This is a genomic window from Pseudomonas sp. GW460-12-10-14-TSB1 (genome assembly GCF_017349775.1).
Classification (GTDB): Bacteria; Pseudomonadota; Gammaproteobacteria; order Pseudomonadales; family Pseudomonadaceae; genus Aquipseudomonas; species Aquipseudomonas piscium.
In genome coordinates this window covers 1-14704 of the sequence record NZ_JACNAC010000093.1, presented here as the reverse complement: position 1 = coordinate 14704, position 14704 = coordinate 1, and the positions used below count along the sequence as shown (strand labels likewise).

At 64.3% G+C, this 14704-nt stretch carries 14 protein-coding genes and 1 tRNA gene; 12 read left to right on the top strand and 3 right to left on the bottom strand.

The window, feature by feature from the left end; all coding sequences use genetic code 11:
* Positions 1-1033 (top strand): DUF1615 domain-containing protein (locus J4D52_RS29530; protein ID WP_207272212.1); only part of this gene is annotated, 1033 nt, incomplete at its 5' end.
* Between the two features lie 112 nt (positions 1034-1145).
* Here J4D52_RS29530 and J4D52_RS29525 read toward each other — a convergent pair.
* Together J4D52_RS29525 and J4D52_RS29520 are read right to left on the bottom strand one after the other, a co-directional pair.
* On the bottom strand, positions 1146-1586 hold the full coding sequence (locus tag J4D52_RS29525) for a phage infection protein (protein WP_207272213.1): 441 nt from the start codon (positions 1584-1586) through the stop codon (positions 1146-1148).
* A 358-nt stretch (positions 1587-1944) separates the two neighbouring features.
* Positions 1945-2733: a DUF4349 domain-containing protein gene (locus tag J4D52_RS29520; RefSeq protein WP_102678064.1), complete on the bottom strand. Its 789-nt coding sequence runs from the start codon at positions 2731-2733 to the stop codon at positions 1945-1947.
* Positions 2734-2958: 225 nt separating this feature from the next.
* Between J4D52_RS29520 and J4D52_RS29515 the strand changes: the two genes are divergently transcribed.
* Positions 2959-3378 (top strand): PaaI family thioesterase, encoded by a 420-nt coding sequence (locus tag J4D52_RS29515; RefSeq protein WP_102678065.1) that lies wholly within the window; start codon positions 2959-2961, stop codon positions 3376-3378.
* A gap of 24 nt (positions 3379-3402) precedes the next feature.
* Here J4D52_RS29515 and rtcR read toward each other — a convergent pair whose 3' ends face one another.
* Positions 3403-5010 carry an RNA repair transcriptional activator RtcR gene (gene rtcR, locus J4D52_RS29510; RefSeq protein ID WP_102678066.1) on the bottom strand — a complete coding sequence of 536 codons (1608 nt, stop codon included), beginning with the start codon at positions 5008-5010 and terminating at the stop codon, positions 3403-3405.
* Positions 5011-5214: 204 nt separating this feature from the next.
* Here rtcR and J4D52_RS29505 point away from each other — a divergent pair, with 204 nt between their 5' ends.
* The 10 genes from J4D52_RS29505 to J4D52_RS29460 all read left to right on the top strand — a co-directional run.
* Positions 5215-6765: a hypothetical protein gene (locus J4D52_RS29505; RefSeq protein WP_063429586.1), complete on the top strand. Its 1551-nt coding sequence runs from the start codon at positions 5215-5217 to the stop codon at positions 6763-6765.
* 433 nt (positions 6766-7198) lie between these two features.
* A tRNA-OTHER gene (locus tag J4D52_RS29500) sits at positions 7199-7335 on the top strand.
* Between the two features lie 123 nt (positions 7336-7458).
* Complete coding sequence (locus J4D52_RS29495) at positions 7459-8685, top strand: RtcB family protein (protein ID WP_063429588.1); 1227 nt, start codon at positions 7459-7461, stop codon at positions 8683-8685.
* 4 nt (positions 8686-8689) lie between these two features.
* The gene (locus tag J4D52_RS29490; protein WP_102678067.1) at positions 8690-10033 is read left to right on the top strand and encodes a PBS lyase; all 1344 of its coding nucleotides are present in this window, start codon (positions 8690-8692) and stop codon (positions 10031-10033) included.
* A 67-nt stretch (positions 10034-10100) separates the two neighbouring features.
* Positions 10101-10889: a nucleotidyltransferase domain-containing protein gene (locus J4D52_RS29485; protein WP_102678068.1), complete on the top strand. Its 789-nt coding sequence runs from the start codon at positions 10101-10103 to the stop codon at positions 10887-10889.
* A gap of 8 nt (positions 10890-10897) precedes the next feature.
* Positions 10898-11929, top strand: coding sequence for an RNA 3'-terminal phosphate cyclase (gene rtcA, locus J4D52_RS29480; protein WP_102678069.1), 1032 nt, complete (start codon positions 10898-10900; stop codon positions 11927-11929).
* Between the two features lie 41 nt (positions 11930-11970).
* The gene (locus tag J4D52_RS29475) at positions 11971-12885 is read left to right on the top strand and encodes a hypothetical protein (RefSeq protein WP_102678070.1); all 915 of its coding nucleotides are present in this window, start codon (positions 11971-11973) and stop codon (positions 12883-12885) included.
* A 43-nt stretch (positions 12886-12928) separates the two neighbouring features.
* On the top strand, positions 12929-13558 hold the full coding sequence (locus J4D52_RS29470) for a glutathione S-transferase family protein (protein ID WP_102678075.1): 630 nt from the start codon (positions 12929-12931) through the stop codon (positions 13556-13558).
* Between the two features lie 100 nt (positions 13559-13658).
* Positions 13659-13952 (top strand): DUF3144 domain-containing protein, encoded by a 294-nt coding sequence (locus J4D52_RS29465; RefSeq protein WP_025804025.1) that lies wholly within the window; start codon positions 13659-13661, stop codon positions 13950-13952.
* Positions 13953-14300: 348 nt separating this feature from the next.
* Positions 14301-14704, top strand: a 404-nt coding sequence (locus J4D52_RS29460; protein WP_207272211.1) for a hypothetical protein, incomplete at its 3' end; no start/stop codon positions are given.

The following is a 14704-nucleotide window of genomic DNA, read 5'->3' as shown; positions in this document are numbered from 1 at the left end:
CGGTGCCGGCCAGCTCGGTTCAAAGGCGCCGGCGCCAAGCCCGGCCCAGGTCCAGGCCCAGGTGGCGCGTCTGCTGCCGGCCAAGGTCGCCGATCGCCAGGGCTGGGCCCGGGATATCCAGGTGGCCTTTACCGCCCAGGGCATCGAGCCGAGCAAGAGCAACCTCTGCGCGGTGCTGGCGGTGGCCGAGCAGGAGTCGACCTACCAGGTCGACCCGCCTGTGCCTGGGCTGGGCAAGATCGCCCGCAGCGAAATCGACCGCCGCGCGGCCAAGGTGCATGTGCCGTCGATGCTGGTCAGCGCGGCGTTACAGGTGAGTTCGCCGAACGGCAAGTCCTACAGCGATCGGCTGGCTGGGGCACGCACGGAGAAGGAGCTGAGCACGATCTTCGACGACTTCATCGGCAGTGTGCCCATGGGCAAGACCCTGTTCGGCGGTTTCAACCCGGTGCACACCGGTGGGCCGATGCAGGTCAGCATCGACTTCGCCGAGCAGCAGGCGCGCAATTACCCCTACAGCGTGGACGGCTCGATCCGACGCGAGGTGTTCAGCCGGCGTGGCGGCATGTACTTCGGCATCGCCCACTTGCTCGGTTACCCGGTGAATTACCCGCAGCCGCTGTACCGCTTCGCCGACTTCAACGCCGGCTGGTACGCCAGCCGCAATGCCGCGTTCCAGAACGCCCTGAGCGTGGCCTCGGGGATTTCCCTGGCGCTGGACGGCGACCTGATCCGCTACGACTCGATCATGCCCGGCAACACCGAGCTGGCGGCGCGCGCCCTGGGCAAATCCCTGGACATGCGCAACCCGACCATTCGCAACCAGCTGGAGAAGGGCAACAGTCTCGAATTCGAGGACACCAAGCTGTACAAACGGGTATTCGCCTTGGCCGAGCAGGCCCAGGGCAAGGCCTTGCCGCGGCAGATCCTGCCGGGTATCCAGCTGGAGAGCCCGAAGATCACCCGCAAACTGACCACCGCCTGGTTCGCCAAACGGGTGGATGAGCGTTATCAGCGGTGCATGGCGAGGTGAGTAGGGCGGCGAGTCGGGTGATGGCGAGCGATTGGAGAATCCCGACGCCCTGAAATGAAAAAAGCCCGGCTGGTAAGGCCGGGCTTTTTTTCGAGTACTGCGGACCAAGCAATCATACGGTGCGGCGCTCGATCAGACGGTCGGAACCACCATCGGCTACGCGGCGTTCGATCAGACGATCGGAACCACCTTCGGCTACACGGCGTTCGATCAGACGATCGGAACCACCTTCGGCTACACGGCGTTCGATCAGACGATCAGAGCCACCTTCGGCTACACGGCGTTCGATCAGGCGATCGGAACCGCCTTCAGCTACGCGACGTTCGATCAGACGATCGGAACCACCTTCAGCTACGCGACGTTCGATCAGACGATCGGAACCACCTTCAGCAACGCGACGTTCGATCAAGCGATCGGCGCCACCTTCGGCGACACGTTTTTCAATCAGGCGATCCGAGCCGCCTTCGGCAACCACCGGGTAGGCCGAGGACGCGGCAAAAGCGTTTGCTGCAAGAACCGAGAAAGCGATGCTGAGAAGAATTTGGCGTTTCATGGTGGTGTGCTCCGGGGTGTTGTTTGGTTGGTATGGAGCAGATGTTACGCGGCGGATTTTTTTTGAGAATTTCATTGGGTCGATGGTGACCATCGACGCCAGTGATAGCGGCGGGATGCCCTGAAATAGAGCCCTGCGTTGAGTTTTTCGGGGGTGGGCGCGGCGCGGATCGCGAGCGAAATCGCTTCTACAGGGGGGCTGCGGCGTCCTCGATTGCCCATGTTTCATGTCTTGCGCACTACCTGCAGGAGCGAGCTTGCTCGCGATAAAAATCCCAGGCACCAGCCGTTGCCAAACGCCACCATCAAAAAGCCCGGCACATCAGGCCGGGCTTTTTATCGGGTTGCGCTCTATCGACTCAACGACGGCGCACGAACCGGCGCCACAGCCAGACCCAGATCATCACCAGCGGGAAGGCCAGGATCAGGAACGGCAGCACGTAGCTGCCTTTCTCCAGGGCTTCGGCGGTGCCGTAGGCGAGGTTGTCCAGCAGGTTGTCGAAGGCCTGTTGCAGGGTCGAGCCGCGCTGGCTGCTGTCGGTGGGCACGAAGTTCAGGGTCAGGCGGTTGGTGTCGAGCCGCCGCTGGTGCCCGGCGGCGGCCTGGGCCAGGGCCTGCAGGTCGTTCTCGATGCTCGCCTGTTCCTTGCTCAGGGCGATCAGGTCGCTGACGGTGATGTCCTTGCGCGCCGCCAGTTGGTCGAGGCGTTGCTGCTGGGCCTTGAGCCGCTCCTGCTGGCGCTGCACATCGGCCACGGCGTCGGCCAGGTCTTCGGCGCTGGTGATGCGCTCGCCGATTTCAGCGCCCTGGGCGGCCAGCGCCACTATCGGTTCGACACCGTCGGGCACGATGCGCAGGACCACCTGGGCGTGATACTGGCCTTGTTGCAGGCGCAGGATATTGCAGGCGCCGAACTTGGCGTTTTCGCAGGCTTCGCGGGTGGCGGCCAGGCGCGGCGCGATCTGCGCCGAGGGCAGCGACAGGCTCAGTTCATGTTCGTAGGCCAGTTGCGCGCCGGCCTTGCCCTGGGCACCGCCGACCGCGACTGAGGACGAGTGATCGCTGGGGGAACAGGCAGCCAGCAGGGTGCTGAGCAGCACCACGGCGAGGCTGCGCAGCGGAGTAGGGGTGTCGTCCTGAGGGTGCATGGTCGCTCCTTGAAATAAATGATCGTGCCCGGGGCTGGCCGGACGGCTGCGTATCTTATCGTCGATTGCCCCATGAGGGGCGAGGATGTGGTGTCGCCGTGGCTTATCGCCAGGGATTTGCCGGATGGATACGGCTGGGCGCGGGTGCCGCATCGGGGTACACCTCGGGGATCGATGACCCGCGCCCCCTGTCATCGCCATCGCCATCGGCAACGGAGACCCGCCATGAGCACGCCCGAGTTACCCGAAGGTTATGCCCCCTTGTCCCGCAGCAGCCCGCTGCTGGAGCTGATCGGCCCGGTGTATTGCCGTGGCAGCGGCCTGCAGCTGGAGATCGGCCTGCGCGCCGACAGCCGTCACGCCAACGGGCGTGGCACCGTGCACGGTGGCATCCTCGCCACCCTGGCCGATATCGGCATGGGCTACGCCATGGCCTTTGCCAGCGACCCACCGCTGCCGCTGATCACCGCCAGCATGCACCTGGACTACCTCGGCGCGGTGCAGGTCGGCGAATGGATCGACGTGCGCCTGGAGCATTCCAAGCGCGGCCGGCAGATGGCCTTTGCCACCGTCACCCTGCAGGTCGGCGAGCGGGTGGTGGCCAGGGCCAATGCGGTGTTCGCGGTGCCGGCGCAGGGTGCTTGAGAGCAGGTGTTGCGACGGCGCGGCTCAGCCTGCTGCTTCGACAATCTGCTTCCACTCCAGGCCGAAGCGCGCCAGGTATTTGCGCAGGCGGTCGGCGTCATTCGGCTGGGCCTTGGTCTGGCGGGACACGCCAAACAGCTTGCGTCCGGCATCGGACAGGCTGTCGGCCTGGCGACAGACCTCGATCACCGCCTGCAATTGCAGGCGGTCGAACAGGTCGAGTTCGGCCGTGTCGCCCAGCAGGCTGGCCAAGGGATCCTGCTCCTGGCTCAAGCCCCAGGCATAACGGAGCCGCTCGATTTCTTCCTCGGCCTGGGCTTCGTCGATGCGCCCGCTGTCGGCCAGGGTGGCCATGCGGGTGATGGACGCCGACAGCTCGCGGAAGTTGCCCAGCCACGCCGCCTCGCTGGAGCTGGCAAAGGCCAGGTAGCGCCGCCGCGCCTCGAGGTTGAAGCGCACCAGGCGCCCTTGTTCCCGGGCGTGGCGTTCCAGTTCGAAATCGATGTTCGGCTCGATGTCCTCGCGCCGCCCGGCGAGCCCCGGCAGGTTGAAGGTCCAGAGGTTGATCCGCGCATACAGGTCCTCGCGGAACAGGCCCTGGGCCACCCGGCCGCGCAGGTCGCGGTGGGTGCCGGCGATGATCAGGAAGTCACTGTCCACTTCCTTGTCCGAGCCCATGGGGAAGAAGCGTTTTTCCTCGATAGCCTTGAGCAGCATCGCCTGTTCGTCGAGCCCCAGTTCGCCGATCTCGTCGAGAAACAGCATGCCGCCATCCGCCGCCCGCAACAGGCCATCGCGGGCGTTCTGGGCGCCGGTGAAGGCGCCCTTGATATGCCCGAACAGGGCCGACATGGCGCCGTCGCCGCGCAGGGTGGCGCAGTTGACCTCGACAAAACGTCCCTGGACCTGATGTCGGCCGCGCTTGAGTTCATAGATGCGCCGGGCCAGGAACGACTTGCCGGCACCGGTGGGGCCGATCAGCAGCATCGGTGCCCTGGAGCGCAGGGCCACCCGCTCGATCTGTTCGATGGAGCGGTTGAACGCGGCGTTGCGGGTGGCGATCCCCGACTTGAGGAAGGCCAGGCCCTCCAGACGCTTGCCGGCGAAGCGCGAGGCGATGCGGTCGTAGCGCGACAGGTCGAGGTCGATCAGGGCGTGGGTGCCGGTGGCGTGCTGCTCCGGGTCGCGGCGCCGCGCCGGGGAGGTCTGGATCAGCCGTGCCGGCAGGTAGCGCGCCTCGGTCAGCAGGAACCAGCAGATCTGTGCCACGTGGGTCCCGGTGGTGATGTGCACCAGGTAGTCCTCGCGCTCGGTGTCGAAGGGGTAGGCGCTGGTGAAGTCGTGCAGGGCGCCGTACACCTCCTCGAAGTCCCAGGGGTTCTTCAGGCCCATGGGGTGCAGGCGCACCTCGGTCTGCGGCGATACCTGGCGAATGTCGTTGGCCACCCGCTCGGCCAGGCTGACGTCCCGAGCGTCCAGGCCGTGGATCAGCTCCAGGCGATTGATCAGCACGTCCTGCTGCTGGCACAGGCCGACGCTGGGGCGCCAGTGGCTCCAGCGGTTAGCGCCCTTGCCGACGCGATCGAGGGTGGAACCGACAAAACCTATGGCGACCGTGGGCTTGCCCAACATGTTTATACCTGAAGATAAAAAGCGATAAACAAAGATATAAAATTATCGGCGGCTTTGTCTCGAAGACTCGCAAAGGAAAAATGATTTAAAAATAAAATAGTTATAAATCAATTAGTTAAAAAATAATTCGCAGGAAAGAATAAAACTGGCACAGCGGCTGCAATCTCTCTGGCAACGAACAAGACAACAGAGCGAGACGCCAAGATGGCCAACTTCCAGCTGTTCAACACCCAACAGGCAAAAGCGCCGGCGAGCGACACCCTGAACGCTGCCCAGGCCCCGGCCTATGCCTACAACGCCAAGCACCGCCTGGCCCAACTGGCGGTGACCGGTTGCCTGAACTCGACCTTCTACACCTCGCCTGAAGGTCAGCTGGAAGCGGTGCTGCAGCTGGTGAGCGAAGTCGACAGCCGTTTCGTCGTCCAGGCCGCGCGTTACGCTCGGCAACAGGGTCATATGAAAGACATGCCGGCCTTGCTGCTGGCGGCGCTGACCGCGCAACGCTCGGCCCTGGTGCCGGAGCTGTTTGCCCAGGTGGTGGACAACGGCAAGATGCTGCGCAACTTCGTGCAGATCCTGCGCAGCGGGGCGACCGGGCGTAAATCCCTGGGTTCGCAGCCCAAGCGCCTGGTGCAGAACTGGTTGAACAGCGCCACCGAACGCCAACTGTTGCAGGCTGCGGTGGGCAACCAGCCGTCGCTGGCGGACGTGGTCAAGATGGTTCACCCCAAGCCAAGCGAGGCCTGGCGCGCAGCCTTCTTCGCCTGGTTGATCGGCAAGCCGGTGGATGCGCAGGCGCTGCCCGAGCTGACCCGCGCCTTGCTGGCCTTTCGCAGCGGTGCGACCAGGGCTGTGCCGCAGGTGCCGTTCCAGTTGCTCGGCAACGAAACCCTGAGCCGCGAGCAATGGGCCGAACAGGCGCACAATATGGGCTGGCAGGGGCTGCGCATGAACCTCAACACCCTGGCCCGCCATGGTGCGTTCCAGGTGCCGGGTTGCACCGAATATGTGGCGGCGCGGCTGGTGGATGCCGCCGAAGTGGCCAAGGCCCGGGTCTACCCGTACCAGTTGCTGGCGGCCTACCGCATGGCCGGGGACGAGGTGCCGCAGCCGGTGCGCGAGGCGTTGCAGGATGCCCTGGAGCTGTCGCTGGCCAACGTGCCGGCGCTGCAAGGCGCGGTGGTGGTGTGCCCGGATGTCTCGGGGTCGATGCACAGCCCGGTCACCGGTTATCGCCAGGGCGCCACCACGGCGGTGCGTTGCATCGATGTGGCGGCACTGGTGGCGGCAGCGGTGTTGCGCAAGCAGCCGGCGGCGCGGGTCATGCCGTTCGAGGTGGGGGTGGTGGATATCCGCCTCAACCCGCGGGACAGCGTGATGAGCAATGCGCAGAAACTGGCGGCCATCGGCGGTGGCGGAACCAACTGCTCGGCGCCCCTGGCACAGTTGGCCAACGCCAAGTGCAAGGTGGACACCCTGATCCTGGTCTCGGACAACGAGTCGTGGATCGATGCGCGGCGCCATGGGGCGACTGAAACCCTGCGCCAGTGGGAGCGGATCAAGGCCATCAACCCGCAGGCGCGGCTGGTGTGCATCGATATGCAACCCGGGGCCACCACCCAGGCGCCGGACCGCGAGGACATCCTCAACGTCGGCGGCTTCAGTGACGCGGTGTTCGATGTGGTCCAGCAGTTCACCGCGGGCAACTACGGTGCGCAGCACTGGGTCGAGGCGATCGAGGCGATGGCGCCCTGATCGGCAAGACATGAGATAAACCGTGTGCCGCTCACCCGGCGCACGCCGAAGAATTTTTATTCATCGGCCCCGAATGCCGCTGTGACTACATCCAAAGACGTCTCAGCAAATCTTGTCAGGGCCTGTGAAGGCACGAATGCCAGTGGCTGTACATCATGGTTATGCCGGTTCGATTCCGGCGATCAGTCACTTCCTTTGTCGTGCCACCTTTTTTGCAGTTTCAGCGACGAATGCTGATGGAACTACATCCCAGACTCGTGATGCGGGTTCGAGTCCCGCCGGTGCCTGAAAAGACGCCGTAGTTCAAAGGTCAGAACACGAGTGCACTGTTTCATCGACCCTTGTCGTCGCAGGTTTTTCTCCCGCCCGAGCGGGATGGCAGCGAATGCCACAGGTACTACAAGGTGTCGCGGGTTCGAGCCCCGCCAGCCGCAAGGCTGTAGCTCAGTCGGTAGAGCGAATGTGCCTGTTCTCTTGTCGCTGCCCGCAGGCCCGGCCTGCACCGATTGACCCGGCGAATGCCGGTGGAACTACAGGACAGCGTGGTCGCGGGTTCGATTCCCGCCAACCGCAAGGGGCTAGCTCAGTGGCAGAGCGCGCTGCATGTTTCACCTTCACTGGTCGCCGTTTATGCCGGACCACCGGCCACCGAACAAGGTCGGATTTTCGACCACAGAAAAAAGAGTCAGGAACATGGAACACAAGACCTACCAACTGCTGGAAGTCGCCAACGGCAAGCCGATCAAGATGTGGACCCAGGGCGTGCCCGTGGAAAACGAAGCCCGCCAGCAACTGATGAACACCGCGAAGATGCCGTTCATCTTCAAGCACCTGGCGGTGATGCCGGATGTGCACCTGGGCAAGGGCTCGACCATCGGCAGCGTGATCCCCACCCTGGGTGCGATCATCCCGGCGGCGGTCGGGGTGGATATAGGTTGCGGCATGATCGCCGCCCGCACCTCGCTGACCGCTGCCGACCTGCCGGATAACCTGCACGGTCTGCGCAGCGCCATCGAACAGGCGGTGCCCCACGGCCGTACTTCGCCGCGCAGCGGTCGCGACAAGGGCGCCTGGGGCGACGTGCCGCGCCAGGCCGACCACGCCTGGGCGACCTTGCAGCCACGCTTCAAGGCGATCACCGACAAGTACCCGGCGCTGGCCAACAGCAACAACCGCCAGCACCTGGGCACCCTCGGCGGCGGCAACCACTTCATCGAGGTCTGCCTGGATGAGGCTAACCGGGTCTGGTTCATGCTCCACAGTGGTTCCCGTGGCGTGGGTAACGCCATCGGCAACCTGTTCATTCACCTGGCCCAGGCGGACATGCGCCAGCACATCGCCAACCTGCCGGACCGCGACCTGGCCTACTTCGAGGAAGGCAGCCGGCACTTCGACGATTACGTCGAGGCCGTGGCCTGGGCCCAGGACTTCGCCCGGCACAACCGTGAACTGATGATGCAACTGGTGATCCAGGCCACCCGCCAGGTGATCCGCAAACCTTTCGAGGTGGCACTGGAGGCCGTGAACTGCCACCACAACTACGTGCAGAAGGAGCGCCACTTCGGTGAAGAGGTGCTGGTGACCCGCAAGGGCGCGGTGTCGGCGAAGAAGGGCGAGCTGGGGATCATTCCGGGATCGATGGGCGCCAAGAGCTTCATCGTTCGCGGGTTGGGCAACGAGGAGGCGTTCTGCTCCTGCAGCCACGGGGCCGGGCGCACCATGAGCCGCACCAAGGCCAAGAACACCTTCACCCTGGCCGACCAGATCCGCGCCACTGCCCATGTGGAGTGCCGCAAGGACACCGCGGTGATCGATGAAATTCCGATGGCCTATAAGGACATCGACCAAGTCATGCACGCCCAGCGCGAGCTGGTGGAAGTGCTGCACACCCTGCGTCAGGTGGTGTGCGTCAAGGGGTAGAACAATGGACGACATGGACGCATTGATAGCGGCCCCGCCCAGTTGGCATGACCAGCTGAGCGACTACGAAGCCCGCCGGGTGCGGGAGGTGATGGATACCCTGGACAGGCACAGCGCCTGGCTGGAACTGAGCCGCTTCGGCAACGGGTTCGTGCGTCAGGCCGCGGTACGCGGCCTGGCCGCACAGCCTTCGGCAGAGGCCCTGGCCGCCTTGCTGGAGCGCCTCAACGATTGGGTGCCCCAGGTTCGCCAGGAGGCGGCCGCGGCAGTCGAGGCGTATTGGGCGCCGGAGCACGCCGGGCTGCTGTTGCAGACCCTGGCACCGTTGCTGGCCCTTACCAGCAAGCAGCGGGCCGACCACGGCGCGACCCTGGAGCGGGCCACTGCGGTGTTGCAACTGGCCCAGGTGCGTGACGAAGTGCAAGGGGCCTTTGGCGATTGCCGGGGCAAGGCCGCGCGCTTTGTCTTCGAGCTGTTGCTCAAGGGTGTCGAGGACCGGCCGGCGCTGCTGGCCATGGCGTTGCGCCACCCCGAGGTCAGCGTGCGGCAGATGGCGGTGGATGCCTGCGCCGAACTGCCCGACGAGCAGGCGGTGCCTTTGCTGGAAGAGGTGATGCGCCGTTGCGGCGCCAGTGTGCGGGTCAAGGCCCTGCGGCTGTTGCTGCCGTTGCTGGCCGACCCGGGCGCGCATCTGCGCCAGGCCTTGCTGGACCCTTCGGTGGCCCTGCGTTGCCTGGCCCGCTGGGCGGCGCCGCGCCACCGGCTCGACCCGCGGGAGGTATTGCTGGCCCGGCTGCTCGAGCCGGCACCGCTGAACAAGCGCGAGTGGCTGGGCCTGCTGGGGCTGGCCAAGGAACTGCAGGAGCCACAGGCCGACGCCATGCTGCAACAGGCCCTGGCCTCCAAGGCGCTGACCGTGCGCCTGCTGGCCCTGCAAGCCCTTGGCGAGCGTGGCCTGGCCCAGCAACTGGCGGCCCTGGACGATCCGTCGGACAAGGTCTTCGACTGCGCCCTCGGCCTGTTGCGCGAGCAGCCCTGGGCGGCGTTCGAGGAGACTCTGGAGCAGCGTCTGGACCAGCATTGGCATGGGCTGCCGAAGGCGCGGCGCTGGGCCTTGCTGGGGCTCAAGCCGGGCTGGCGCCAGTTGGAGTACCTGCTGCATCGCCTGGATCAGGCGGGCAGCGAGGCGGCTTATTGGCGCGAGGCCCTGGCCCGTTGGTGCGATGCCCGCTACGCGATGTTCGACCCGGTGACCCCCAAGCCACTACGAGAAGCACTGGCGCAACGGTTACAGGCAATGGAGGAGGCCGGCGACGTGCCTCGGGGATCGGTCAAGCGCCTGTTGTGAATGAAGAGGGCGATCAGGCCAGTGCGAGAAGCGGCTGGCGATCGCCGATTGAACAGGACAAGGAACCATGGAACTTCATGAGCGTCACCCGCTGAGCAGCGCCATGCGCGAACGGGTACTGGATGAGCTGGCGCGGATCGAGCGCGAGCGTAATGTGCGGGTGCTGTATGCCTGCGAATCGGGCAGTCGGGCCTGGGGTTTTGCCTCCACCGACAGCGATTACGATGTGCGTTTCGTCTATGTGGAGAAGCCCGAGTGGTTCATCCAGGTGGACGCCGGGCGGGACGTGATCGAGCGGCCGCTGGATGACGAGCTGGACATCAGCGGCTGGGAACTGCGCAAGACCCTGGGGTTGCTGCGCAAGTCCAACCCGACCCTGCTGGAGTGGCTGGATTCGCCCCTGGTGTATCGCAGCGAGCCGGCGGCAACCGCACGCCTGCGCGAGCTGGCGGAGGCCTTCTACAGCCCGCCGGCGGCGCGCAATCATTACCTGTCGATGGCCAGGAAGAACTTTCGCGGTTACCTGCAAGGCGACAGCGTGCGGTTCAAGAAGTACTTCTACGTGCTCCGGCCGTTGCTGGCGGTGCGCTGGATCGATCAGGGGCGCGGCCGGCCGCCGATGACCTTCGCCGACCTGCTGAGCACCGTCGATTACCGGCCACTGCTGGACGAAGTGGATGAGTTGCTGGCCTTGAAACGCAGCGCCGACGAGGCCGCTTACGGGCCGAGGCGCCCGGCGCTGCACGCCTTTATCGCCGCTGAACTGGAACGCCCGGTACCCAAGCTGGCGCGCACCCATCAAGACAACGCTTTGCTGGACGACTACTTGCGAGACACTGTCCGGCGTTATGCCTGAGGAATGTAATGAAACAGGATGTCATCGAACTGGACGGCGCCATCGGCGGCGGCCAGGTCCTGCGCAGTGCCCTGAGCCTGTCGATGCTCACCGGCAAGACCCTGCGCATCCACAACATACGGGTCCGGCGCAGTCGCCCGGGGCTGCTGCGCCAGCACCTGACCGCGGTGCTGGCGGCGGCGCAGGTCTGCGCGGCCAGAGTCTTGGGCGCCGAGCTGGGCTCCCGGGAGCTGACCTTCGAGCCGGGGCCGATTCGCGGCGGCGACTACCGCTTCGCCATCGGCACCGCCGGCAGCTGCACCTTGGTGTTGCAGACCCTGCTGCCAGCCCTGTTGCAGGCTCTGGAGCCCAGCCGCGTGAGCATCAGCGGCGGCACCCACAACCCGCTGGCGCCACCGGTGGATTTCCTCCAGCAGGCCTGGCTGCCGCAACTGCGGCGCATGGGCGGGCAGGTGGAGTTGCAGCTGCTGCGCCATGGCTTCGTTCCCGCCGGCGGCGGCGAGCTGGAAGCTTTTATCCAGCCCTCGACCCTGCAACCCCTGCACCTGGAACAGCGGGGCGAACTGCTCGGGCGTCGGGCCTGGGCCTTGAGTGCCGGCCTGCCGGAACATGTGGCGGAACGCGAATTGCGCCGGGTCGGCACTCGCCTGAAGCTGCCTCGGGAACACCTGAGCCCGGTGCGGTTGGATGAGCAATGCGGCCCGGGCAACGTGCTGTTGCTGGAGTTCGTCTGCGAACACCTGACCGAGCTGTTCAGCGGGTTTGGCCAGAGCAGCCTGCGGGCCGAAAGCGTGGCTGATCGGGCCATCGACCAGACCCGGGACTGGATGGACTCCGGTGCCGCGGTGGCCGAGCACCTGGCCGATCAACTGCTGCTGCCCATGGCCCTGGCCGGTGGCGGGAGCTTCACCACCCCGTGCATGACCGAGCACCTGCAAAGCAATATCCGGGTGATCGAGGCGTTTTTGCCGGTGCGTATCGAGTGTTCGACGAGCACTCACGCAGTGCTGCGCGTTGAGGTTCTATCTCAGCGTCATTGAACGGAATGTCTGCGCTGGCGGACTATTGAAGAGCGTATTTGATGAATTTCACTGAAGTCTTTTTGCAGAAGAAACTGCGCCTTACCGAACAGCTGTTGCAGGGGTTCGATATCGCCAATGACCTGGCGGTTTACCGGCAGAAAACCACGATCAAGGACGGGACGTCGCATAGCTATGTCGATGCAGTCCGCTATCACCCCTCATTGGTCCGCAAGTCGCTGGACAGCCATGAGCATCTTTCGATGTTCCCCGTGGTCTTCGACTACCTGGACCTGATGGTCGACCAGCAGTACGGGACGAGCGATAAGTTGTTCCATGAAAAACTGAATATTTTCCGCCGCAAGAACCGGCAGCCCGATCCGTTGCTCAGGCATATCGAGATCATGGTCTTCGATTACGCAATCACCGTCCGCAACAAGCTTGTCCATCACAAGACCCGGTTTTCCTCTTGCGGCAAGTTCTTGCAGGTAAAGGCCGGAATACGTCTGGAGATCGAGCGCTTCGGGCTGCTCAACCGCTTGATCTATTTCCTGGTGCGGCGCATGCAGGCTCCCGAACCGCTGAACCTTTATCAACGGGCTCTGCTCGTAAGCGCTTATCGTGCGATATTCGGGCATCTGGATAACAAGCTGGATGGGTTGGTCGCTAGCGGCCCAGGGTTACCCTCGATGAATATCAAGCGGCCCCGTTATCTGTTCGATATGGCCCAGGAGAACATTGCCGAGGATGTGGTGATATTCGATAAGTTGGCACTCTTCCCGGACCCCACTGGTTATCCCGACCACCAAGCCTTCCTCAAGGCGCATCCGGACCCCGAGCGCAAGATCCTGTATGGCAATTACACCTATCTTCTGAGCTACCGTGGGACTGTTCTGCGAGTGCCGGCCGAGGCGATCAATCAGCATCCGAACTATCGCCTCGCGGACTTCCAGCCTTGGAAGGAGCGAGCCACGTAAGCAACCCGTCAGACGCAAGGCCCAGTCAAGCGAGGGGATGATCATGTATCAACTTTATGGGACACAAGGCTCCGGCTCGGCCATCGTCGAGATCGCCCTGGAGTGTTGCCAGGTGCCGTACCGCATCGTCGAAGCCTCGTCCTGGACGCCGTCGCCCGGGGCCGACGAGTTGGCGCGGCTCAATCCGCTGAAACAGATCCCGACCCTGCAACTGCCGGATGGCAGCATTCTCACCGAGAGCGCGGCGATCCTGATCGAGCTGGGCTTGCGTTATCCGCGCTCGGCGCTGCTGCCCGCGGATGAGGGCGCCCGGGCGCAGGCGATTCGCGGGCTGGTGTTTATCGCCGCCAATTGCTACTCGGCGATCGGCGTGATCGATTACCCGGAGCGCTGGCTGCAGGGCGCCGATGACGCGCTGAAGGAGCGGGTGCGGGACGCGGCCCGGGAGCGCCTGCACCGCAACTGGGAGGTATTCGCCGATCAGTTCGCGACGCAGCTGTACGCCAGCGGTTCCCCCCTGGCGGCCCTGGATTTCCAGGCGGCAGTGGTGTCGCGCTGGTCCGGCACGCGCGAGCATCTGCGGCGCGAACGGCCCGAGTTCTGCACGCTGCTGGAGCGCATCGACCGCCATCCGCAGGTGGCGCAGGTGCTGGCGCGGCACTGGCCGGGCTGAGTACGGCAAGGCGCGAGGCAGCGAAAGCCGTCGATGGTTGGGCGCGAGGCTCTTATACTCGCCGGCTTTCTTTATGCCTAACACTCAAGAGGAACGCCCCTTGGCCAACGAATCGGATCAGGACTTCTACAACCGCGCCGATGCCATCATCGAACTGGCAAACACCCATATCAGCGACAGCAGTCGCGGCAAGGCCAGTGCCTCGCTGATGTACGCCAACTCGCGGTTTGCCGCCTGGGTCAGCGCCTGCGGTTGCCGCAACGCCGAAGAACTGGCAGCGGCCAAGCAGCAGGCTGTGGATTATTTTGTCGAGGAATTCCGCCTGATGATGGAAGAGAACCTCACCGACTACATCGAGAATTTCTCGCTGTACATGAACCCCAAGCAGGACTGAAACCTGCTGCTACGACCGGCTTCACGGCCCAGCCCGTGGAGCGGTCCGGCACTCGTTTGCTGGCTCTTCGGAGCCTTGCTGATCCGTGGTTTTTTATAGCCCCGGGTTGTCTGCATTTCGCCGTGCATAGCGCTTTGATCTGAGGGTGACAGGGCCACGGTAACCGCTGGTCCAGTTGTCTCCCGGGCGCCCCGGGAGCCGGCAAAGGCTCGACTACACTGCGCCTGCGGCAGGCAATCCAGGGGCGTCGAATATCCCTCCGGGATGAGCACGGTCATGAGTTGCCAAGGCATTGCTGCCTCTGCGGTTACACCAGGGAACCTACCCAATCAGCAAGGAGTGCCAACCATGATCGTTCTTCCTCAACGTGTGATTGAAAACGGTACTGTCATCTCGCTACGCGGCGACTCGGGCAACTACATGTCGCGGATGGGGGCGACAGGGCTCGAACTCTCCAAGGGCGCCATCGACCAGTACTGCAAGTTCAGGGTCACCCTGATCCAGATCGGCAACGACAAGAAGCTGGCGTTGCAGGGCGACACCAACAAGTTCATGTCGCGGATGGGGGCGACGGGGCTTGAACTGTCCAAGGACAGCATCGATCAGTACTGCCAGTTCTCCTATGCCATCGACACCGCCAGCGGGCAGATTTCCCTGCGTGGCGACAACGGCAAGTGGATGTCGCGCATGGGCGAGACAGGGCTTGAACTGTCCAAGGACGGCATCGATCGCTACAGCCAGTTCCTGGTGGT